The sequence below is a fragment of the Salaquimonas pukyongi genome (assembly GCF_001953055.1).
In the GTDB taxonomy this organism is placed as follows: domain Bacteria; phylum Pseudomonadota; class Alphaproteobacteria; order Rhizobiales; family Rhizobiaceae; genus Salaquimonas; species Salaquimonas pukyongi.
In genome coordinates this window covers 2,570,666-2,592,530 of record NZ_CP019044.1, presented here as the reverse complement: position 1 = coordinate 2,592,530, position 21,865 = coordinate 2,570,666, and the positions used below count along the sequence as shown (strand labels likewise).

Annotated in this window: 14 protein-coding genes and 1 pseudogene; 8 read left to right on the top strand and 7 right to left on the bottom strand. The window is 57.5% G+C overall.

Features of this window, described 5'->3' with window-relative positions:
* Positions 1–5 precede the first annotated feature (5 nt).
* From BVL55_RS12370 to cpaB, 4 genes are all read right to left on the bottom strand, one after another.
* Complete coding sequence (locus tag BVL55_RS12370) at positions 6–1,238, bottom strand: CpaE/TadZ family protein (protein ID WP_075997155.1); 1,233 nt, start codon at positions 1,236–1,238, stop codon at positions 6–8.
* 75 nt (positions 1,239–1,313) lie between these two features.
* Positions 1,314–1,610, bottom strand: a complete 297-nt coding sequence (locus BVL55_RS12365; protein ID WP_075997154.1) for a hypothetical protein — start codon at positions 1,608–1,610, stop codon at positions 1,314–1,316.
* 18 nt (positions 1,611–1,628) lie between these two features.
* On the bottom strand, positions 1,629–3,056 hold the full coding sequence (locus BVL55_RS12360; RefSeq protein ID WP_075998135.1) for a type II and III secretion system protein family protein: 1,428 nt from the start codon (positions 3,054–3,056) through the stop codon (positions 1,629–1,631).
* A 42-nt stretch (positions 3,057–3,098) separates the two neighbouring features.
* Complete coding sequence (cpaB, locus tag BVL55_RS12355; RefSeq protein WP_075997153.1) at positions 3,099–4,004, bottom strand: Flp pilus assembly protein CpaB; 906 nt, start codon at positions 4,002–4,004, stop codon at positions 3,099–3,101.
* A 262-nt stretch (positions 4,005–4,266) separates the two neighbouring features.
* On the opposite strand from cpaB, the gene BVL55_RS12350 reads away from it, so the two are divergent.
* Positions 4,267–5,079, top strand: a complete 813-nt coding sequence (locus tag BVL55_RS12350; protein WP_075997152.1) for a TerC family protein — start codon at positions 4,267–4,269, stop codon at positions 5,077–5,079.
* A gap of 21 nt (positions 5,080–5,100) precedes the next feature.
* On the opposite strand, the gene BVL55_RS12345 is transcribed toward BVL55_RS12350, so the two are convergent.
* On the bottom strand, positions 5,101–6,039 hold the full coding sequence (locus tag BVL55_RS12345) for an alpha/beta fold hydrolase (RefSeq protein WP_075997151.1): 939 nt from the start codon (positions 6,037–6,039) through the stop codon (positions 5,101–5,103).
* Positions 6,040–6,455: 416 nt separating this feature from the next.
* Between BVL55_RS12345 and ettA the strand changes: the two are divergent.
* A pseudogene (gene ettA, locus BVL55_RS12340) lies at positions 6,456–8,104 on the top strand (energy-dependent translational throttle protein EttA).
* 4 nt (positions 8,105–8,108) lie between these two features.
* On the opposite strand, the gene BVL55_RS12335 reads toward ettA, so the two are convergent.
* Together BVL55_RS12335 and BVL55_RS12330 are read right to left on the bottom strand one after the other, a co-directional pair.
* Positions 8,109–8,720: a BglII/BstYI family type II restriction endonuclease gene (locus tag BVL55_RS12335; RefSeq protein ID WP_075997150.1), complete on the bottom strand. Its 612-nt coding sequence runs from the start codon at positions 8,718–8,720 to the stop codon at positions 8,109–8,111.
* Positions 8,720–9,616 (bottom strand): DNA-methyltransferase, encoded by an 897-nt coding sequence (locus BVL55_RS12330; RefSeq protein WP_083649522.1) that lies wholly within the window; start codon positions 9,614–9,616, stop codon positions 8,720–8,722. The genes BVL55_RS12335 and BVL55_RS12330 overlap by 1 nt, the downstream gene beginning before the upstream one ends.
* A 146-nt stretch (positions 9,617–9,762) precedes the next feature.
* Here BVL55_RS12330 and BVL55_RS12325 point away from each other — a divergent pair, with 146 nt between their 5' ends.
* From BVL55_RS12325 to BVL55_RS12300, 6 genes are all read left to right on the top strand, one after another.
* The gene (locus BVL55_RS12325; RefSeq protein ID WP_075997149.1) at positions 9,763–10,518 is read left to right on the top strand and encodes an SDR family oxidoreductase; all 756 of its coding nucleotides are present in this window, start codon (positions 9,763–9,765) and stop codon (positions 10,516–10,518) included.
* Positions 10,519–11,066: 548 nt separating this feature from the next.
* On the top strand, positions 11,067–11,720 hold the full coding sequence (locus tag BVL55_RS12320) for a proprotein convertase P-domain-containing protein (protein WP_162841506.1): 654 nt from the start codon (positions 11,067–11,069) through the stop codon (positions 11,718–11,720).
* On the top strand, positions 11,717–13,975 hold the full coding sequence (locus BVL55_RS12315) for a DUF7507 domain-containing protein (RefSeq protein WP_075997147.1): 2,259 nt from the start codon (positions 11,717–11,719) through the stop codon (positions 13,973–13,975). The genes BVL55_RS12320 and BVL55_RS12315 overlap by 4 nt, the downstream gene beginning before the upstream one ends.
* Positions 13,976–14,088: 113 nt before the next feature.
* Entirely contained in the window at positions 14,089–15,699 is a 1,611-nt protein-coding gene (locus BVL55_RS12310; protein WP_162841505.1) for a DUF7507 domain-containing protein, read from the top strand.
* Positions 15,700–15,968: 269 nt separating this feature from the next.
* Positions 15,969–16,988, top strand: coding sequence for a DUF7507 domain-containing protein (locus BVL55_RS12305; protein ID WP_162841504.1), 1,020 nt, complete (start codon positions 15,969–15,971; stop codon positions 16,986–16,988).
* Positions 16,989–17,056: 68 nt separating this feature from the next.
* Positions 17,057–21,703: a beta strand repeat-containing protein gene (locus tag BVL55_RS12300; RefSeq protein WP_162841503.1), complete on the top strand. Its 4,647-nt coding sequence runs from the start codon at positions 17,057–17,059 to the stop codon at positions 21,701–21,703.
* Positions 21,704–21,865 lie beyond the last annotated feature (162 nt).

Sequence of the window (21,865 nt, the reverse complement as noted above, 5' to 3'; positions counted from 1 at the left end):
GTTCCTCATGCCGCCTTGCGCCGGAACAGCTTGCGTCCGAAGGCCAGAATGGAGGACTTTCCGTCCTCCTCCGCTTCGGCGTTCTCATCGTTCTGGCCAATGATGGCCGAAAGCGATGCCGTCACATTGTTGGCCGGATCGATCTCAGAAAGCTGCACGCCCCGGTCCACTGCATCACGCACCAGCATGTAGTTGTTCGGAATGGTACCCACCAGGTGCCCGTCAAGGGCCGCTGTCACGTCGGTGGCGTTGAGGCCGGCGACATTTTTGCGGGTGTCCATGCGGTTGACGATGACCTGCGGCTTGATCTGGTTGCCGCCCTTTTCCTCAATGGCGGCGATGGTGCGCCGGGCATGGCGGATCGAGGGTACCGTCATGTCGGCAATAATGAAGGTCCGGTTGGAGCCCATGAGAACCGTTTCGGTCCAGGGAAACCAAATGCGCGGCATGTCGATTACCACATAGTCGAAATAGGCCGAGACGAGATCAAGCAGGCGCACCACCAGTGCCGGTTTGAACGAGCGCATGTCGCTTGGCTTGTTGGGGGCTGCAATCAACGACAGACCGCTTGCGTGGCGAGCCAGCATGACGTCGAGCAACTGCCGGTCAAGACGTTCCGGGGCGTTTTCAATCTCGTTGATGTCGAAGCGTGGTTCGAGGTCGAGATACTCCGCGCAGGAACCGTGCTGGAAGTTGAGGTCCACCACGCAGGTCGACCGGCCGACCTGTTTGCCGTAGCGGTTGAGAATGGCTGCGGCTTCCAGCGCCAGCACCGTGTTTCCCACCCCGCCGGAAGCTGGCATGAAAGCAAGGAATTGCGGTTCAACCTGGGCGTTTTGCGAGGACAGTTTCAGCGCATTGTTAATCGAGCGGACAAAGTCCGACGTTGCCATCGGCTTGACAAGAAAGTCGGTGACCTTGAGCTGGATCAGGATTCTTGCCGCTGATGGCGAGAAGTTTTCCGAAATCACGATGATGGCGGTCGAAGTGCCGGCCATGCGCTTGATTTTCTGCAGCTGTTCGAAATCTGTCACGGAGGTGGCATCGAGGTCGATCACAAGCGCGTCGTAATGGGATTCGCGGATTTCGGTGGCAACCTCACTGACTGGTTTCTGCAGCACGGCAATCCGGATTTCGCCGGAAGCGTCGAAGGCGCCTTTTGCCATGCCGATCAGTTCGTGATCGGTTGAGATCAGCAAGGTCTTGCGGATGTTCGCTTCGGTTTGCGAGCCTGTCATTTCGTGTCCCCGTTTCCTGGCTAACCTCCCGGGATCAAGCCGGGATGCTGCCGGTTTTTCTCCGGCATTGGTATCTTATTGCTGCGTGCTGGAACCAGAATTGCTGGTCTGCTGGGCGGGAACCACCACCGCAGCTGCAGCCTGGCTTTCTTCGTGCGCGTTGCGATAGTTGCGCACGGCGTCTGCCTGACGCTTGCCGCTGGTCTTCAGATTGGTGTCATAGACATAGCGCGGCCATGGATCGATGGTCTGCTGTGCCTGATTGGTAATCACGGCATTGCCCGTATAGGGGCTGACCATGTCGCTGCGGACCAGGTATTCCTGACAGCCTGCGAGCAGGACCAGCAAGGCAAGAGTGAGTGAGTTCTTCATCGTTCCGATGCCTTTCGATCAAAAGTCCAGAATGTGCCCGGCCGGCAGAATGCCGGCTTCGGTCTCGGCCATGGTGCGCAGCTGCGCACGGGAGATCTCCGTTTTCCCGTCGAGGAACATGTCGACATCATTGGGTGCAGCCGTTGCATCGAGCGGGGAAGCAATCTTGGTGCCGGGCACCAGCGGCTTTACGAGCCGTGGCGTCACGATGATCACCAGATCGGTTTCCTTCTTGCGGTAGGCGCTGGACCGGAACAGCGCGCCAAGAATGGGCAGGTCGCCAAGCCAGGGGAATTTGCGCACGTCGTAAATGCCGTTCGACTGCAGCAGGCCAGCCATGACAAAGCTCTGGCCGTCACGCAGTTCGACCGTCGTATTGGCGCGGCGCACAATCAGGCCGGGGATTTCGATGTCGTTGAATTTCACTGATGACGTGTTGTCGATGGCGCTGACTTCCGGTGCGATGTTGAGGTGGATCATTCCGTTGTCGAGCACGGTGGGCGTGAAATCGAGCCCGACACCGAATTTCTTGAATTCAACCGTGACCTTGCCGTCTTCGGCAGCCACCGGGAAGGGGAATTCGCCACCGGCAAGGAAGCTGGCCTTGTCGCCGGAAAGGGCAACCAGATTGGGCTCGGCTAGGCGGCGGGCAACGCCCCTGGTTTCAAGGGCCTGCACCAGGACGTCGACATCCAGCCCGTGGGAGATCAGGCTGGTAATGACCTGGCCGAACGGCAGGCTGCCGCTGACCAGTGCATTGGTCAGATTGCCGGTGATAAAACCGCCGGAATAACCCTGAACACGGTTTTTGTCACCGCGCAGACCAATGCCGAATTCCTTGGTCTTGTTGCGCTGGGCCTCGATAAAGCGAACTGCCAGTTGAACCTGGGTCGAGGACTGAACCTTGATGGTGTCGATGGCATCTTCGTCGAATTTTTTGGCGATCTTGCGGGCTTTTTCGGCCGCGGCGGGCGATTTTGCCTTTCCGGTGATGACAACACTGCCATTGTTGGTGGTGGCTTTCACGCCGGAATCACCAAGGGCAGCGCGCAGGTCTTCGTTGATCCTGCCGGCATCGGGACCGATTTCCACATCCAGTGACCCGATCAGGTCGCGCGCTTCGTTGAACAGGGCGATACCGGTCAAGCCCTTTCTGTAGCCGACCACATAAAATGACTGGTCGGTCAGCGGGGTGACGATGGCAAGGTCCGGATCGCCAACCACGATTTCGTTGAATGGCGTGTCAGTGCGGAATGTCGTCGGTTTGGCAAGCGGCACCTTGATTGACCGTGTTTTGGTGGAGGCGGCAAGCTTGATTACGCCGTCAGCTTTTGCCGGAGTTGACGAAAGGCCGAAGGTTACCGTTATGGCGATGGCCATCATGAAGATGACGACCGCAAGGCGCGGCAGGTAGCCTGTTTTGGTGACACGATTGAACTTGCTCATGACCGATCCCTTCATACCGCGCTTGCGCGGTCCCACAGCCGGTTACTGTATCTTCTTCTTTTTCAATTGCTTGTGCACGGGGACTGTCGCTTCGCGCACTTCCTCGCCGCGCACCACCCGAATGGTTTGCGATTTCTTTTCACTGTTCAGGAAAGAGAGAATGCCGTTGCCCTGACCGTCTGCGGCCGGATCGGGCGCGCCGTCTGCGCTTTCCTCGCCGCGTTTTGCCGGACCGCCGAAAGAAACCACGGATTTTTCCACCGATGCTTCATCGCCCATGCCGCGCAACAGGAGCGACAGCCGCCCCACTTCCGCGGCCAGAGCAAGGCGTTGTGCGCCCTCTGCATCGGTTTCCAGCGTAACAGTCTTGGCAACCTTGGGAGAGCCGACATTGTCCGCCTCCTGGTCGACGGTCAGTACCTTGACCTTCTCCATGATGATCTTGGCCGTCTGCCGGCCCGAGTGGCGGTCGCGCTGGGAAAAGACGATATCGACCCGGTCGCCGGGCTGGACGAACCCGCCAACACCCTTGACGGTGTCGACCGGAATGGTCACCGCGCGCATGCCTTCGGCTATGATGCCGGACAAGCCTGCCCTGCCATCTTCTCCGCTGAGTTTTACTTCCAGCAGGGGCTCGTTTTTGGTGATGGCCTTGAGCACCTTGCGCTGGCCTTCACCAACGGCAGCCTCAATGGAGGCAAAAGCGCCTTCGGGCATGGAGTCTTTCGGCCAGGAAACAAGTTTCAACTTGTCGGCAGCGAGCGTGTCGCCAAAGCGCAGATCGTCGGTGGCAATAACGACCTGCCCGACTTCGATGGAAGCCTGACTGCTTTCGATTTCGTTGAGGCGTGCCTTGGCCTGGCTGTCCAGATACTGGTTGCCCGCATAATAAGATGTGGCCCCAAAGACCACCGCCAAACCGGCCATGACGGCGAGTTTCCCGCTCATTTTAGCCCCCTGCTAAGAGAATATTCCAGGGCGAGCATAGCGAAGAAGGGTGTACGCATCCCTTAAAGGGCCGCGTGATTTATCTAAAACTTGAGTAAAATGGGCGGGTTTCGGCTGTCTTGGTAAACAAATTGTTTTATTGCCGGGGAGGCCTTTTGGCGGTTCGGGGATATTGCGGCGGCGCTGCATCCTCCTTAAAACCCGTGCAATCGGGAGCACTCCGAACCCTGCGACAGGCGGCAAATCTTACGGGAGATCATTCATGGAAGCGCTGTTTTCGATCGAAAACCTGTTTACGCTGGCAATGCTCATTGCCCTGCAGGCTGTGCTGGGCTTCGACAATCTGCTCTATATTTCCATTGAGTCAAAGCGGGCCCCGGCAGAAAGCCAGCGCAAGGTGCGCCAATGGGGCATCGGGCTTGCGATCGTGTTACGCATCATCCTGCTCTTCGTGGTGATGAACGCCATCGAGTATTTCCAGGATGAATTGTTCCACTTTGATCTGTTTGGCCTGTTCGAGGGCACCTTCAACGGCCATTCGCTGATCGTGCTGTTCGGCGGCGGGTTCATCATCTACACGGCGGTAAAGGAAATCATGCACATGCTGTCGGTGGATGACATCGAACATGCAGACAATGGGGGAGCAAAATCGGTTGCCGGCGTTGTCGTATCCATCGTGTTGATGAACCTGGTGTTCTCTTTCGATTCCATTCTCTCGGCACTGGCGCTGACCAAGGTCTTTCTGGTCATGGCGACGGCAATCATTCTGTCGGGTATCCTGATGATCGTGCTGGCCGACCGCGTGGCGGAATTCCTGAAGAAGAACCGGCTCTATGAAGTGCTGGGCCTCTTCATCCTGTTCATCGTTGGCATTCTGCTGGTTTCCGAAGGCGGTCATCTGGCCCATATCAAACTGGCCGGATATGCCGTCGAGCCAATGGCGAAATCCACCTTCTATTTCGTCATCATCGTGCTGGTGCTCGTTGACATCGTACAGAGCCAGTACCAGAAACGGCTGATGCGCCAGAAAGCCCGCGAAATCAACGATCCCGCCATCAAGGCGGAAACGGTCTAACCGTGGTTGCGTCAAGGCTGGTCAGTTGAACCGGCTGTCCAGCCATGCCAGCAGATTTGCGGTTTCCTCGTTCCGGTTGATCTCGTTAAGGGTTTCGTGCCGGGTTTGGGGAACCGTTCGTACTGTCAGGTCGGCAATGCCGGTTTTTCGGAGGCGCGCGGCCAGGCGTGTCATCGCCTTGCCGCTGTCCGTGCAGGGATCGGCCTTCCCGCCCAGCAGGTTCATCGCCAGCGCATTTTTGATCCTGCCGAGTTCCCGATCGCTTGCGCCTGTGGCGATCATACTGGAAACGTCCAGCCAGAGCCCAACCGAACAGGGAAAACCGCAAAGCGGATCGGCGACGTATTTGTCCACTTCCGCCTCGTCTCGCGACAGCCAGTCAAACTCCGTCCGGTTCGGGGCAAATTTTCTGTTCCAGGCATCAAAGGTGAGTTTCTGGGCGATTGCACTGGGCACATCGGAGCCCTTGAACATTCGCTCCAGTTTCAAAAGTGTCTTGTACACTGTGAGCAATGCACCGCCGTCGACGCCGGAATTCCATAGCACTGCCCCGCTGATCGTATCGGAGTGCCGGATGCAGTAGTTGACGCCGATGATCGAACCCATGGAGTGGCCGAACCAGATGACGGGCAGGCCCGGCCAGGTTTTGCGGGCATGGGCGTTTACGGTGTGGCAATCGGTCAGCACCTTTTCTGCGCCATCCCTGTTGGAGAAAATGCCCAGGGGCGCATCGGGAGCGCTGGTTTTGCCGTGGCCGCGGTGGTCCTGCGCGATGGCGTGATAGCCGGCCTTGTTGAGGACATCGGCAAAGCGGGCATAACGGACAGAGTGTTCAGCCATGCCGTGATTGATATGAACGATGGCCCTCGCCTTGCGCCTGCCCTTTGCCTTGCTCATGCGCACAGCCAGATTTGCGCCAGTCGGGCTTTTCAGGGTCTGGTGATCATTCCAAGCTGCCATGAATGCTCCTGTTGCTGCCCTGGCGGGGATATCGCTGAAGTGGTCAATCTTGCGATGCCGGTGAGTTCTGCCGTATCAATTGCGGTGCAGTGGCAAATCTCCTAGGGTCAAAACTCAATGCTATTGATGAAATGGTGGGAGGAAATTTGTCTTGATGCCAGGAGGAAATGTGCAGGAAACCAACTGGTTTTCAAACATTTACGACGACGCAGCATGGCAAATTCACCCCATCGTTTGGACGCCCCGCAATGACTGCGAACTACCACGTCAAAGTTCCCGGCCGGGGGATAAACCCCGCTCTTCGAGCTTTTCCCCGTATTTCTTGTCATATCGGGCGCCATTTCCTCAACAGCATTGAGTCTTGACCCTAAACACCTGCCAGTTTTCCATCGTTCGCACAGCGGAGCAATCCTTTCATGGCGCGCCAGTTCATCTATCACATGTCGGGGCTTTCCAAGTCCTATGGCAACAAGAAGGTTCTCGAGAACATTCACCTTTCCTTTTATCCGGACGCCAAGATCGGCATTCTGGGCCGAACGGGGCCGGTAAATCCACCGTGCTGCGCATCATGGCGGGCCTCGACAAGGAATTTACCGGCGAAGCCTGGCTGGCGGAGGGAGCGACCTGCGGATATTTGCCCCAGGAGCCACAGCTTGATGCCTCCAAGACCGTGGCTGAAAACGTCATGGAAGGGGTGGCGGAGAAAAAGGCGATCCTCGACCGCTACAACGAGCTGATGATGAACTATTCCGACGAAACGGCGGAAGAAGGCGCCAAACTGCAGGACATCATCGATTCCCAGAACCTTTGGGACCTCGACAGCCAGGTCGAAATGGCAATGGATGCGCTGCGGTGTCCGCCGGGAGAAGCCAGCGTCGACAAGCTTTCAGGTGGTGAGATCCGGCGCGTTGCGTTGTGCAAGCTGCTGCTGTCCCAGCCCGACCTTTTGTTGCTGGATGAGCCGACCAACCACCTTGATGCAGAAACCATCGCCTGGCTTGAAAAGCACTTGCGGGAATATCCCGGTGCCGTGCTGATGATTACCCATGACCGCTATTTTCTCGACAACGTAACCGGCTGGATTCTCGAACTCGACCGCGGCCGCGGCATTCCCTATGAGGGCAATTACACCGCCTATCTGGAAGCCAAGGCCAAGCGCATGACGCAGGAGGGCCGCGAGGAAGCTGCACGCCAAAAGGCGATCGCGCGCGAAAGCGAGTGGATCACCTCCAGCCCCAAGGCGCGGCAGGCAAAATCCAAGGCCCGCATCAAGGCCTATGACGAACTGGTGAAAAGCGCGGCCGACAGGCGGCCCGGCGATGCGCAGATCGTCATCCCCGTGGGCGAGCGCCTCGGCAATGTGGTGATCGAGGCCGAGCAGATTTCCAAGGGATATGGCGACAAGCTTCTGATCGACAAGCTCGATTTCAAGCTGCCGCCGGGCGGCATTGTCGGCGTGATCGGCCCGAACGGCGCCGGCAAGACGACCCTGTTCCGCATGATCACCGGACAGGAAGCGCCCGACAGCGGCGAAATCCGCATTGGCGATACCGTGCAGCTGTCCTATGTCGATCAGAGCCGCGATGCACTCGACCCCAACAAAACTGTGTGGGAGGAAGTTTCCGGTGGAAACGATGTCATCAAGCTCGGGGGGCACGAGGTAAATTCACGCGCCTATTGCTCATCGTTCAATTTCAAGGGCGGTGACCAGCAGCAGAAAGTGGGCACGCTTTCGGGCGGCCAGCGCAACCGCGTACACATGGCGAAGCTTTTGAAGGAGGGCGGCAATGTTTTGCTGCTGGATGAGCCGACCAACGATCTCGACACCGAAACCCTGGCAGCACTGGAAGAAGCGCTGGAGAACTTCGCCGGCTGCGCGGTGGTGATCTCCCACGACCGCATGTTTCTCGACCGGCTGGCAACCCATATCCTGTCGTTCGAGGGCGATAGCCATGTGGAATGGTTCGAAGGCAATTTCGAGGACTATGAAGCCGACAAGATCAGAAGGCTGGGACCGGATAGCGTTAATCCGAAACGGGTGACGTATAAAAGGCTGACTAGGTGAGGGATTAGGGAGCCACACCAACAATCACCAAGGGAACAGCAGGACTGCCTCGGCCTTGGCGTATAAGATTGTACAACTCTCCCTCGTAGTAACCAGGTCCAGAGGACATCTCTGTTTGAAGTTCTTTCATCGGGAGGATTTCGATCCCCAAATCAATCACGTCGCCAACAAAAAAAGCCATATGCTTTACGAATAGATCAAATGCCACGAAGGAGTATTTTCCAAATTGGACCTCAACTGCTACTCGATCTTTGACAAAGTCAGTTTGGTTGTAAGAGAAGATGGGAGAATAACCCGCTGCTTCAATCTCTTCTTTTTGTTCGTTGGCAGGCATGCTCATTGTTCGCCGAATGAGATTGGCATCCTTTGTTACCCAGTAGGAAGTTCTTGATTCTTTCCATCCATGCCCGGTGAACCCTTCATTCATTGCACTGTTCATTTCTTTGGGAGCGTAGAGAAGCCTCCCTTTCATGGTTTTTTCCTTGGAAACCTTTGTCTTGAATTGCGTGGCATCAACTGACGCAACAATGTCTTGAATTTCCTGCCAAAGCTTCGGTTTGTGAACGAGAAGGTATTCAAGGCCATTCAGATGCGAGTGATATTCAACTATGCGCATCAGTGCCCGCCATTCGGGAGGTTAGGATCATAAACTGGCTTGTTCATCGGGCGAGTTCGCAATTGGCCTTTTCTAAAGTCTTCAATCCTTGACTTCCCGATTTCTACGAACTCAGGATTGAGTTCACAGCCGATACCCGATCGACCGTGTTTAATAGCGCCGACAATCGTTGACCCTACGCCAGCATAAGGATCAAAAACGGTATCGCCTTTGTTTGTAAGAGATAGGACCAATCTTTCAACTAGCTCCACCGGATATTGGCAAGGGTGTATTGTTTTCTCAACATGGTTGTTTTTGACATTTGGAAATATCCAGACATCCCCAGGGTTCTTTCCCAGAGGATTTCCTGAAAGTTGGCCTACTTTGGGTCCCTTAAAGTGCTTTTTATTTGGATACTTGGACGGAACCCTAATTGGGTCTAGATTAAAAGTATATGCATCTGTTTTAGTAAACCATAGAATAGTTTCATGTCGACCTGACAAGCGCTTTGAACAATGTAGCCCATGCTCGAAATGCCAGACAATTCTATTTCGGAGCTTCATTCCCAATTCAACAAAAATTGGATATAGTAGGATATCCAGAGGAAAAACTTCGCCATTGTCAACGTGATTGCCGACTTGCCAACATATTGAGCCGGATGGAGCTAATGCACGATGACATTCAACAATTAGCTCTCTTTGTTCATTCAAATACTTGTCTAGTGGAGTGCGTGTTTCGTAAGATTTGCCGATATTGTATGGCGGTGATGTTATAATAAGTTGCACGCTTTCATCATCTAGGAATGGCATGAAATTCGCATTGTCAACGCAACGTAATATTGCTTGCGGCTGCGTGCCGCGTTCTTGTTGAACATTAACTTGAACTGAATGTCCGTTTGTCTTTCCGATGAAATTCATCGTTTCTTCCTCGATTCCAATTCGAGAACAGATCATGAACATTTCTGGTTGTCAACATTCACGAATCAGTTTGATGAGATTTGCACATCCAGGAATTCAATGCGACTTTGAGGTTCTCTTATGTGACATGAGGTGATTTCTTCTCAATGACCAATCTTCTCATCACCGGCGTTGCACGTGGTATCGGCTTTGAACTGGCTCAGCAGGCGCTGACCATGGGCTGGCGCGTCTTCGGCTCGGTCCGCAGCGAAGAGGATGCATTTCGGGTTCAGGGCGAGTTGGGCGTTACCGGTGGCGGCGAGCTGCGCGCGGCCGAAGCTATTGAGGCGCCGATGGGAGAGGCAAAGGCCGTTCCTGAAGCCCGTTTCACACCGCTCGTCTTTGACGTGACCGATCATGCCGGCGTTGAGGCGGCAGCTGACAGCATCGATATGCCGATTGACATCCTGATCAACAATGCCGGCATTATCGGGCCGAAGCGGCAAACGGTGCTGGACATGGATTTTGCAGGGTTTGCCGAAACCCTTGCTGTCAACACGCTGGCGCCGCTTGCGGTCACCCAAGCCTTCCTGCCGCATCTGAAGCGCTCCGATGCGGGGCGTATCGTCACCATTTCGTCCTGGATGGGGTCGATGAGCCATCAGAACGCCGACCGCATCGCGTACCGGGCGTCCAAATCCGCGATCAACAAGGTATGTCAGGGGCTGGCGACCGAACTGCGTGGCGACGGCATTGCCGTTATCTCCATGCATCCGGGCTGGGTGCAGACCGACATGGGCGGGGCGGCCGCCGATATTGCACCGGAAGAAAGCGCTGCCGGTATTTTGGCGGTTGCCGAAAACCTGACGCTTTCCCAGACCGGCCATTTCATCAATTACGACGGCTCGCTGCTTTCCTGGTAGACCGGCTGCGGCGCGTGGCGCCGAGCGCGGCTGCGCAAGATTCTACCCAGGAGTCGTGCGGTTTGTGGCAGCAGTTGGCCTCAGCCGGCGTGAAAATTCCCTTCCCCGGCTTTCTTGTGTGAGCCTTGCGCTGCGGCACAAGGCGCGCCGGAAGACCGGAATTATCCCGAAAGCTGAGTCTTTTCGGCAACAGTCCTGTCCATTACGGCGGAAATAATGCCGCAATAGGTAAGATTTCATGTTCAAAATCTTACCTAACCCCCTCGAATCACTTAACGTTTCGTTATTGCAAAGGGGGTGCAATGCGGCGGACATGGCCGAATTGTAAGCGGCGTGCCGTATCCTCTCATGGTTTGAGAGCCGGTTCGGCAGCATTGGCTGGTGTCTTGGCGCTGGCCCGTTTGGTGTTTGCTGTGCTTGTTCGGTTCAGCGGTCTGTTCAACAGCCGGTTCACAGAAAGTGCCCGCCGGCGCCGTTTTCTCCCCAATCTACTGCCAAGCCGTTCGCTGAGAGGACTGGCGGGCGTTGCGGCGGTTGCGGCGCAGGCGTTGTCATTTTCCGCCGTTTTCAGTGAAGCGGTTGCGGCGTCGGGCCAGTATAACTCGACAGGCAGCGCCCAATCCATTGTCGATGAATCCTGCACCGGCACGCCCAGCGGTGCGGCCATGACGGTGAATGTACCCACGGGCGGCACGATAACCGATATCGACGTTGGCGTGAGGGCAACCCACACCTATCGCGGGGCGCTTGATGTCTTCGTTACTTCGCCACAGGGCACAACGGCCACGCTTGCAGAAGGTGTAGGCGATGGTGCTGTAAACATGCATGCCCGCTTCAACGATGAGGCAGGTACGGTAATTGGCGGCAGCACCCATCCCTCCACGTCAAGTTACGATTCAACCTTTAACCGCAGGCCAGAATCTGCCGGTGCACTTGCTGCCTTTGATGGCGAGGAAATGGCGGGTAACTGGACGATACGGATCTGCGACTTTGACGCCTATGGGGACAGCGGACAGTTGCTCTCGGCGCATCTGCATATCACCTATACCGCGGCGGCGCCTGCCCCAACGGGCAGTCAGCAATGCGCTTCACTGACCGGGGCCTGGAGCGGATCAACGGCAACGTCGGGCGGGATCACGGTTACCCGGACACTTGGCACATCCGGGGGGGCACATGGGGTAGTTCATCGACCAATACGATGAATACCATCAATGCCTGGAGCGAAACGGCGGTTCAGGGCCGTGCATCGCTTGTCGACACATTTCAATGGCCAGGCGGGCCCACTTCTTCCTCTGGTAATCGCGGCACCTATACGGTTAGCTTCAACAAGCCCGTAACCAACCCGGTGTTTCATATCGACCGGGTTGGCGGCTATTCCGGTAGCGTTTCCAACTCATCAAAGTGGATCCTTGCGTCCAGCGGAACGATGTACCGGCTGGCCGGGGTCGATCATTTCGACACCTTCGCCGACAATTCGTTCATTCGCACGATCGGAGATACAACCACGAACTCTGAATCGAGTTTTTCAACGGCCAATGGAACGGCCGCTGGCTCGGTATTGATTTCGGGCACGCATTCTTCGGTGTCATTTACCGTGGAAGGGCATTCGGTCGGCTCTGGCGGTGCTTCCGACCAGATTGAAATGGTGGTTTGCGCGCCGCAGGCAGACCTCTCGCTGGCAAAGTCCGTCGACAATGCCACACCAACGACCGGCCAGGATGTCACCTTTACCCTGACGCTGACAAATGACGGACCGGAGGATGCACCCAATGTGCAGGTCACCGATCTGCTGCCGGCGGGGCTGACTTTCGTCTCCGCCACCCCGAGCCAGGGAACCTATACCAGCGGTACGGGGGTCTGGGATATCGGTACTGTTGCCAATGGCACCAGTCCCACGCTGCAGATCGTTGCGACGGTCAATTCAACCGGATCCATCACGAATACCGCGGAGGTCACCGCTTCCGGTTATGTGGATCCGGATTCAACACCGGGCGACGGCGGCGGCGATGACTATGCCAGTGCGGGGATTACATCTTCCGCCCCGTCCAACATTTCCTGTCCGGCCGGGTCCACCGCAACGGGTTCGGGTTACGCATCCGGCGGTTCAGGCGGTTTCGGGGACGAGGTATTCTGGTTCGACTGGAACTGTGGCGGAACAACCAGTTTTCCTGCCGGATCGACGGTGGCCAAAAGCTGGTCACTGCCGAACGGCACGATAGTTTCGGCGACCATTACCGGCATCACCCAGTCAATTTCGCCGTATAGTTCGGGAGACTGGACCGGAGACATGTTCCCCTCAGTCTATGGCGGCGTCAATCCTGTCGGTCTCATCAACACCGTGTCCGGTGAAGACCCCTCCTACACGTTGTCGTTTTCAGTTACCCATGGCGGCGTCCCGGTCGCGCTCGACTTTGTTGCCGCCGAAGTGGAGGAAACGGCGTCTGCCGAAAGCCTTTCGATAACCACGAGCGCAAGTGCATTCGAGCTGTTGGAGCAGTTTGGCAGCATTACCGTTTCGGGCGCCGGCACCAGCTCGGTAACCATCACGGGAAGCGGGGCTGGCGGCACCGCATTGGTGAGTTCCCATGGAAGTCCGACATTCAACGTCGCCCTGACCGCCGGCGGCAAACAGGCTTTTGGTTTTGGTGTGCGGCTGAAGCGCGATTTCTCCGATGCGCCGACATCGGGTTACGGCGGCGGCGATCACAGACGGATCGGTAGCTGGCTTATCGGGGCTGATGCAACCACGGAGATGGCGGACTACAACGACGCCAACGCGGCAGGCGACACCGATGACGGCGTTGTTTTGCCCGCGATGGTGCAGGGTGAACCCGTTATTATTCCGGTCACCGTCTCAGGGGCGGGTGGCTATCTTCAAGCCTGGATCGATTGGAATGGCGATGGTTCCTTCGGTGGTGCAGGTGAGCAGATCGCGAGCGATATTCAGGATGGCGGTGCCGGCGACAGTGACGGTACTGCCAATGGAACCATCGAGCTTGCGGTGACGGTGCCGGCCACAGCGATCACAACGCAGACCTTTGCCCGTTTCCGCTGGTCAACGGCAACCGGTGTGGCCTCAAGCGGTTCCGCCAATGACGGCGAGATCGAGGACTATGCGCTGACGGTTACGGCCGCTGCACCGGCCCTCTCCATCACCAAAACAGCCAGCGACACGACCGATGTCACTGCCGGCCAGACGATCACTTACACCTACACGATCACCAATACCGGCAACCAGACGATATCGGCGATCAGGCTTTCCGATGCCCATGGCGGCAGCGGAACGGCACCGGCGCCCGATGCAGACAGCGCAACCCTTACCGACAATGCACCAGCAGGAGATTCGGCAAATGCAACCACCGGCGACGGGGAGTGGGATGCGCTTGCCCCCGGCGACGTGCTGACCGTTACCGCGCCCTACACCGTAACCCAGAACGACGTGGATACGCTGCAATGACGCAAGGTAAGAGACAGCACGTGAAAATTGTAGTATGCACGTTCCGAATCAAAGGGCGAGAACTGTGCGTGTGGGGGGCACTTTCACACAAAGGAGCATGGGCTCTCGTTTTGGTGAAAGAGCACTCAGGGCCAAATGTCTATTGGCTGGCAGGCGGGCGTGGAGGGATAGCCGAGCTATCCGTCTTCCTTGTTGCATTTCTGTTTCTGTTTGCCTGGCCCGGCGCGAGCCGCGCCGTTGCGCAGGTTGTCAATGGTGACTTTGCTTCCGGTGCAACCGGATGGACAACCACTGCGCCTTCCAACAGTTCGCTTTCCTACGCGGGAGGGCAACTCACCGCCGTATCAGACGACAATGGCGGCACGAATTCCCGCACATTTGCCAGTCAGACACTGACGGTTTCCGATCCCGGTTTCCTCTCGGCGCTGCTGGTCAATTGGACCACAGCCGACATCGCTCACTATGACTACCCAATGGTGCGCCTTGGCGGCACCTATCATTGGATTACCGCTGCTGGCGGGTTGACCACCACCGCAGCCAGCGGCATCGACAATGGTGATGCGCCGGTTGCCAATCTGACGGTTCGCACCACTTTTGCCGCCGGGTCGCAGCTAATCGGTTTTGGCGTTACAGCCACCGACAGTTGCTGTGGGCGCGGCACAGCCATCTGGGATGACGTCGAGTTCCAGGAACTGACGCAATCTCCCGGCGCGCAGACGGTGGATGAAGACAACACGCTGGTTTTTTCCGGCGCCAGTGCGTTGCAGGTAGCCGGTAATTCCGGCGCTGCCAGCATGAGTGTCACCCTGTCGGCAGCCAATGGTGTGCTGACTTTAGCCACCACCACCGGCGTCACGGTGACTTCAGGTGCCAATGGCTCGGCAAACATGACGTTCAGCGGAACGCCGGCCGCCATCAATACTGCACTCGACGGGCTCAGCTATACCCCCTTGGCCGACTACAACGGAGCCGACACACTGACCTTCAGCGTCAGCGGCGGTGGCCTTTCAGACACTGATAGCGTCGCACTCACCGTTAATGCCGTGCCTGATTACGGCGTGAAGCTTTCGAAAAGCGCCGATACCGCCATTGTATCATCGGCCGGTTCGGTGATTGGCTACACGGTTACGGCCACCAACACTGGCGATACAGCGCTGACCGGCATTTCGGTCTCCGACACACTGGAGCAGAACGGAACAGCTACCACCCTTACCCTTTCCGGACCTGCTGGTGATGGTGGGGTTTCCGGTGTGATGGAACCTTCTGAGGTGTGGGTCTACACAGCAAGCCATACGGTAACCCAGAGCCAAATCGATGATGCCAATGACCTGGTGAATACGGCTGTTTTCACTTCTGCGGAGATGGCTCCGGCGAATGACGCTGCCACAACCGCGGTTACCGCCAACCCGGCCCTCTCCATCACAAAGTCTGCCAGCGACAAAACCGATGTCACGGTCGGCCACACGGTTACCTATACCTACACGATCACCAATACCGGCAATCAGACGATCTCGGCGATCCAGCTTTCCGATGCCCATGGCGGCAGCGGCACGCCACCGGCGCCGGATGCCGACAGCGCAACCCTCACCGACAATGCTCCTACCGGAAATTCGGCCAACTCAGCCACCGGCGACGGTGCGTGGGACAGCCTTGCACCTGGTGACGTTTTGACCGTCACCGCACCTTACACCGTAACCCAAACAGACGTGGATACCCTGCAATGACCCAATCAGATCAGCACTACACGACCTTGCAAATGGACACCTGCCTTGCAGTGCAAACCGAAGCGCTGAGTACCACTTCCGGCGAGGGAGATGTCAAAGCACTATCGGAAGATTTTTCCAGGACGATCCGAAGTTACTGCATGCGGGTGGTTTCACCGCCATTCGAGTTCCTGGCTGCGGTCCGGCGACGAAGGCCGCACTCCGTGCTTGGGGGAGCACTTTGGGTGGGACCACGCACAACCAAGGAATTCAATCCGGGAAACAAAACGATGTCAAAGCAATCAGAAACCAACCTCTCCAAGCCACCAGCCATCCGGCAACTGGCAGCATGTCTTGCCATCTCTGCGATGGTGTTACCGGCGGCGGTGAAACCGGCCTATGCCGTCATCTCCAACACCGTCACGGTGACCGGCTCCTCGCCGGGAAATACTGACGACATCACCGAGCCGGCGACGGAAACGGTTGATGTGGAAGATGCAGCTCCCGTACTGACGGTGACCAAGACGGCCACCTATGGTGCGGGACCGACGACAGCCGACGGAACCACTGACAATGTGGGGGTCGGCACCGTTATCACCTACACCTACACGGTTACCAATGACGGTAATGTCGGGGTGACCAATGTTTCGTTGAGTGATGATCACGGCACCGATGCAGATGGGGCGCTTACCACGATTACGCTTGGATCGCTGACGCCGGATGGCTCAGGGGCACCTTCCACCGATGACAGTTCGGACAACGACTGGGACTATCTGGCGCCGGGCGATCAGGTTTCCTGGACGGCGAGCTATACCGTTACCCAGGCCGACATCAATACGCAGAGTGCTGATGGCAATGGCGCGCTCAACAACACGGTGACGGCATCAGCCGGGTTCGAGAACTCTTCGGGCAACCCCGATACCGCAACGGGAACAGCTTCCGAAGCGGTTGACCTTGAAGATGCCAATGCTTCCCTGCTGATGGCGAAGGTTGCGACGGTTGGCGGCTCGCCGGTTGACGGGTCGGGTGACAATGTGGCGGTGGGTACTACCATTACCTACACCTACACCATCACCAACAACGGTAACGTCCCGATTGCCGACATCACGCTCAACGACGTGTTCAACGGTTCGGGAACCTTCACCCAGCCCAACCCGGATTCAGGGGTGGCGACGCTCACCAACAATTCGGGCGGCGGTTCTTCGGATGTTTCCGGCGACAGCACCTATGACCTGCTGGCGCCAACCGATGTCCTGACCATTACCACGACCTATGTGGTGACCCAGTCGGACGTCGACAATCTGCAATAGGCGCAGCCTGAACTGAAGAAGGTGAGGGCGGCGTGATGCATCGCTGGCAGCAAGGCAAGGGGGCAGGCATGGCCCGCTGGAGACGAAAGTCTCCGGCGACGCTGCTGCTTGCACTTTTTCTGACGCTGGCACAGGTGCAGTTCGCCCTCGCTGCGATTGTAAACACGATCACGGTAACGGGACAATTTGGCGACGGTCCCGTTACCGCAACGGATTCACAAAGCGTGGATGTGGAGGATGCAGCCCCTGGCTGGACCGTCACCAAAACCGGCATTCTCAACGATGACGACGGAACACCGGGCATTTCCGCCGGTGATACAGTCGACTATGAGATCACCGCCGAGAACACCGGCAATGTGACGCTGACCGGTGTGTCGGCCAGCGATCCGTTTGTCACCCTGACATTTGATGCGGCCAGCGACACCGATTCCGATGGAGCGCTTGATGTTGGCGAAACCTGGCGCTGGACGGGAAGCTATACGCTGCAGCAAAGCGATCTTGATACCGGCGGTGGCGGCGACGACGATTTGGACAATACGGCGACCGTCTCCAGTGACCAGTTGCCGGATGCGACCGTGAGCGAGGAAGTGCCGATTGTAACGGCGGCGGAGCTGACCATCGTCAAGTCCGGCACGCTCAACGATGATGACGGCACGCCGGGCCAGTCGGCGGGCGATACGGTCGATTACACCGTGACGGTGCAGAACACCGGTAACGTGACCGTCAGCGGTGTGACGGTTTCCGATCCGCTGGTGACGCTCGTTTTCGATGGTAATGACGGGGGCAGTGACGGGGTGATCACGCCTGGGGAAACCTGGACCTATGCCGGCAGCTATGTGCTGACCCAGGGTGATTTCGATGGAAATGGCGGCGGCGATGGCAGCCTGGACAACACCGTTACCGTTTCCAGTGACCAGCTGACCGATGAGACGGCAGGCCACAGCATCCCGCTTGCGCCGGCCGGCGGCATTTCGATTGCCAAAAGCGCGGATATGTCCGGCGTTTCCGGACCGGGCGACGATGCTGTTTATACAATTACCGCGACCAATACCGGCAATGTGACACTTACCAATGTGGTGGTCACCGATACGGTCACCACGCCTAATACAGCGACCTGCGCCACGCTTGCACCACAGACCGATTGCGTGCTTACGGGGAACTACACGGTGACGGCGGCCGATTATGTGAGCGGTGGTGTCACCAACACGGCCAGTGTTGCCACTGATGAGGGAGAAACCGACAGCACGACGGTTACGACGCCGCTGACGGCATCGCCTTCTATGGCGGTCACCAAGACGGCGTCTCCGGCCAGCGTGTCTTCAGCCGGTAGCGCGCTGACGTATACGGTGATGGTGGAAAACACCGGCAATGTGCCGCTGAGCGGTGTCAGCGTATCTGATCCGATGGTTTCGCTCGATTGCGGGGACGGAAGTTCCATCATCGCCACGCTGGCGGTTGGTGCCACCGAAACCTGCAGCGCCAGTTACACCGTAAGTCAGGCCGACATGGATGCGTCGAGCACGCTCAGCAATACAGTGACCGTTAGCGATGACGGCACTTACTCGGTCAGCGAAACCGCCTCGGCCAATGTGGCGGTAGTGCAGGCGCCGGGCATGGTGGCAAGCAAGTCCGGTGTCCTGAATGATGATGATGGCATAGCGGGTGTCAGCGCCGGCGATACCATCGCCTACGGCGTGAGTGTTGAAAACACCGGGAATGTTTCCCTCACAGGGGTTACAACCAGCGATCCGCTGGTCACCCTGGCGCTCGACAGTGGCGACAGCGACAGCGACAACGAACTTGACCCTGGCGAGATATGGGTTTTTGCAGGTGCTTATCCGCTTACGCAGGCTGATGTGGACAGCAACGGCGGCGGCGACGGCAACATCGAGAATACGGTAACGATTTCAACCGATCAGCTGCCCGACGCCACGGCAAACACGGCTGTGCCGCTCAACATCAATCCGGCGATGGAAGTTGCCAAGACCGGGACCCTCAATGATGACGATGGCAATCCCGGTCTGACCGCAGGTGACACCATCGACTATCAGGTTACCCTGACCAATACCGGCAACATCCGGCTGACAGGCATTGTCGTCGATGATCCCTATGTGACGCTGACGCTCCAATCAGGCGACACCAACAGCGACAACCGGCTGGATGTGGGCGAGGTGTGGGCCTATGGCGGTACTACCATCGTCACCCAGAGCGATCTTGACACACTGGGCGGCGGCGATGGCGATATCGACAATACGGTAACGGTCACTTCCGATCAGTTGCCGCCGCAAACAGCAGATCACGAACTGCCGATTGCACCGGTTGCTTCGCTTGAACTCAAGAAAACAGCGACGGTACCGGTTCAACAGTTTCCAACGGTCTTTACCTTCGATTATCAGTTGACGGTGCGCAATACCGGGGCGGTGACGCAAACCGGAATCCGCCTTTCCGACGATATCGCCGCCGCCATTGCTCCGGGCGTCCTGATGAACAGCCCGGCAGTCGCTGCCAGCGGGTTTTCCGGTAGTGGCGGGGTCAATGGCGGATATGACGGTGACACGGACATCGAGCTGCTGACCGGAGACGTTCAGCTTGCACCGGGCGATATCGCCCTTGTCACCATCCCGGTAACGGTAAACACCGGCGGACAGTCGATTTCGGGGATCAATACCGCCTTTGCCACTTCCGACCAGATAACCACGCCCGTTACTTCTGATGACCCGACCCAAACACCGGGCGATTCTTCTGATACCAACCCGACGCCCAAGAGCATTCCCGACAGCGATGGCGACGGCGCTGTCGATGGCGATGAAGACGATACGGCAGACCGTGACGGAGATGGCGAAGCGAACGAGACGGACTACGATCCGACCGGCTATTTTTACTGCCAGTCCGACGGGCGCATACTCTCCGGCGGTCTCATCACGGTGGAAAATCTTACTTCCGGTGGCAGCCAGACGGGGGTTGGTACCAGCAATGGCATCGTTATTGTCCGTGATGGCAGCGATGGGCATTACCAGTTCCACGCAACGCAGCCGGGAACCTATGAGCTCAGCTATTCCTTGCCGGCAGGCGGGGTCGCCAGCACCGACCGGCTTTCTTCCGGGACGACCGATCTGACCAGCTACCTGCCGGACAATCCTGCTGTGCTTGGCTCGGGCGAATTCGGTTCAAGCGGCTATCTTGCCGATTACACGGCAGCGGCAAATCCTTTCTATACCCGGTTTGAAATCGAGGCGGGTGATCCTGCCCTGTTCAACAACAACATACCGCTGCAGTATTGCGGGTCACCAAGCCTGAGTGCCGACAAACAGGTTGTGGCGGGGCCTGATATCCAGCCGGACTTTTCTTCCAACGTCCAATACCGCCTGACGCTTACCGCCGACGGGGATGAACCGGTCAACGATGTGCAGATGGTGGACGATCTGGCTGCTGTTTTCGGTGCGGGCAACTTCACCGTCACCAACAAGGCGATCGACAGTGCGCCGGCAGGATTTACCCAATCCATCGACCCCTTCTATGACGGATCGGCCAATACGGCGCTGCTGACCGCAGGCGGATCGCTGCAACCCGGTGAAAGCATCGCCGTGCTGCTTGATGTCAACGTTACGGCAGCAAGCGGCGTCTACAACAACACGCTGGTTTCAGCAGGGACGACACCCCTCGACGGCGGTGCAATACCCTCCAGCAGCGACAACGCCCAGGTTACCATCAACTCGGCTTCCGGCCAGTTGACGGTGGAAAAGAGTGCTGTGCCGGGGCGTGCGCCGATTGGGGCTCCGGTGTCCTATACCATCACCATTCGCAATGGCGGCACGACACCGGTAACCGGCATCGACATTGTCGACGTCATGCCAAACGGAATGAGCTATGTGCCGGACAGTGCACGGGTTGCCGGTGTGGCAAGAGAGCCTGAACCGGGAGAAGCACCAGGATACAGCAGCCGCTCAGGCAGGGCGCTTGTATGGGCAAACATCGATGTTCCGGCGGGCACGTCGGTAACGGTGACGCTGGCCATGGCGATCAATGCGTCGGCTTCGGCCGAGGAGTTTGAAAACCTTGCTTACGGTTATTCGCAGGCTGCAGGCAGTATTGTTACCAACATTGCCCGGGCAAAGGTTCTGCTTGAAATCGAACCGGTCTTCCAGTGTTCCGATGTCATCGGGCGGGTATTCGACGACAAGGACAAGGACGGTTATTACGACGAGGGAGAGCCGGGCTTGCCCGGTGTGCGGCTTGCAACACCCAGCGGCCTGCTGATTGTTACCGACAAGTTTGGCCGGTACTCGATTGCCTGCGGGGCGATACCGGACAGTCAAATCGGATCAAACTTTCTGCTCAAGCTCGATGTTGCGACGCTTCCAACCGGTTACAGGGTCACCAGCGAAAATCCCCGGGTTGTTCGCCTGACACGGGGCAAGCTCGCAAAACTGAATTTTGCCGCTGCCAATCTCAGGGTTATCCGGCTTGAGGTCACCGATGCGTCCTTTGCCGAAGGGGATGCGCGGCCTTCCGCACAAACCGTGCGTTCGCTTGGCGGCCTGCTGCCCCTTGCCGAAGAAGAGCCGTCGCTGTTGCGGATCGTCTATGCCGCACCTGATGTCGATCCGTCACTTGCCCGCCGCAGGCTGGAAGGGCTTGAAACCCTGATCGACAGCGCCTGGTCGGCGAAGCCGCGCAGCAGTCCGCTTCCGGTTGAAACCCGTATTGTGAATTAGCGTGGCGTCCGGTGGGACTGCTGCCAGATGACAGTGGTTTGCGTAATGCAAAACCAGTGCGGGGCTGCGCGAGGAAATACCTTGTTTCGGAAGGTATTCGAAGCCGCAGAAATTCACGAAAAATCAGGGGCTTATTAATCCGATGTTAACCATAAATGCCGT

What these genes read in the sequence shown, in the direction of transcription:
- BVL55_RS12370 (WP_075997155.1), bottom strand. Translation starts at nt 1,238, where the DNA reads ATGACAGGCTCGCAAACCGAAGCGAACATCCGCAAGACCTTGCTGATC.
- BVL55_RS12365 (WP_075997154.1), bottom strand. Translation starts at nt 1,610, where the DNA reads ATGAAGAACTCACTCACTCTTGCCTTGCTGGTCCTGCTCGCAGGCTGT.
- BVL55_RS12360 (WP_075998135.1), bottom strand. Translation starts at nt 3,056, where the DNA reads ATGAGCAAGTTCAATCGTGTCACCAAAACAGGCTACCTGCCGCGCCTT.
- cpaB (WP_075997153.1), bottom strand. Translation starts at nt 4,004, where the DNA reads ATGAGCGGGAAACTCGCCGTCATGGCCGGTTTGGCGGTGGTCTTTGGG.
- BVL55_RS12350 (WP_075997152.1), top strand. Translation starts at nt 4,267, where the DNA reads ATGGAAGCGCTGTTTTCGATCGAAAACCTGTTTACGCTGGCAATGCTC.
- BVL55_RS12345 (WP_075997151.1), bottom strand. Translation starts at nt 6,039, where the DNA reads ATGGCAGCTTGGAATGATCACCAGACCCTGAAAAGCCCGACTGGCGCA.
- BVL55_RS12335 (WP_075997150.1), bottom strand. Translation starts at nt 8,720, where the DNA reads ATGCGCATAGTTGAATATCACTCGCATCTGAATGGCCTTGAATACCTT.
- BVL55_RS12330 (WP_083649522.1), bottom strand. Translation starts at nt 9,616, where the DNA reads ATGAATTTCATCGGAAAGACAAACGGACATTCAGTTCAAGTTAATGTT.
- BVL55_RS12325 (WP_075997149.1), top strand. Translation starts at nt 9,763, where the DNA reads ATGACCAATCTTCTCATCACCGGCGTTGCACGTGGTATCGGCTTTGAA.
- BVL55_RS12315 (WP_075997147.1), top strand. Translation starts at nt 11,717, where the DNA reads ATGAATACCATCAATGCCTGGAGCGAAACGGCGGTTCAGGGCCGTGCA.
- BVL55_RS12305 (WP_162841504.1), top strand. Translation starts at nt 15,969, where the DNA reads ATGTCAAAGCAATCAGAAACCAACCTCTCCAAGCCACCAGCCATCCGG.
- BVL55_RS12300 (WP_162841503.1), top strand. Translation starts at nt 17,057, where the DNA reads ATGGCCCGCTGGAGACGAAAGTCTCCGGCGACGCTGCTGCTTGCACTT.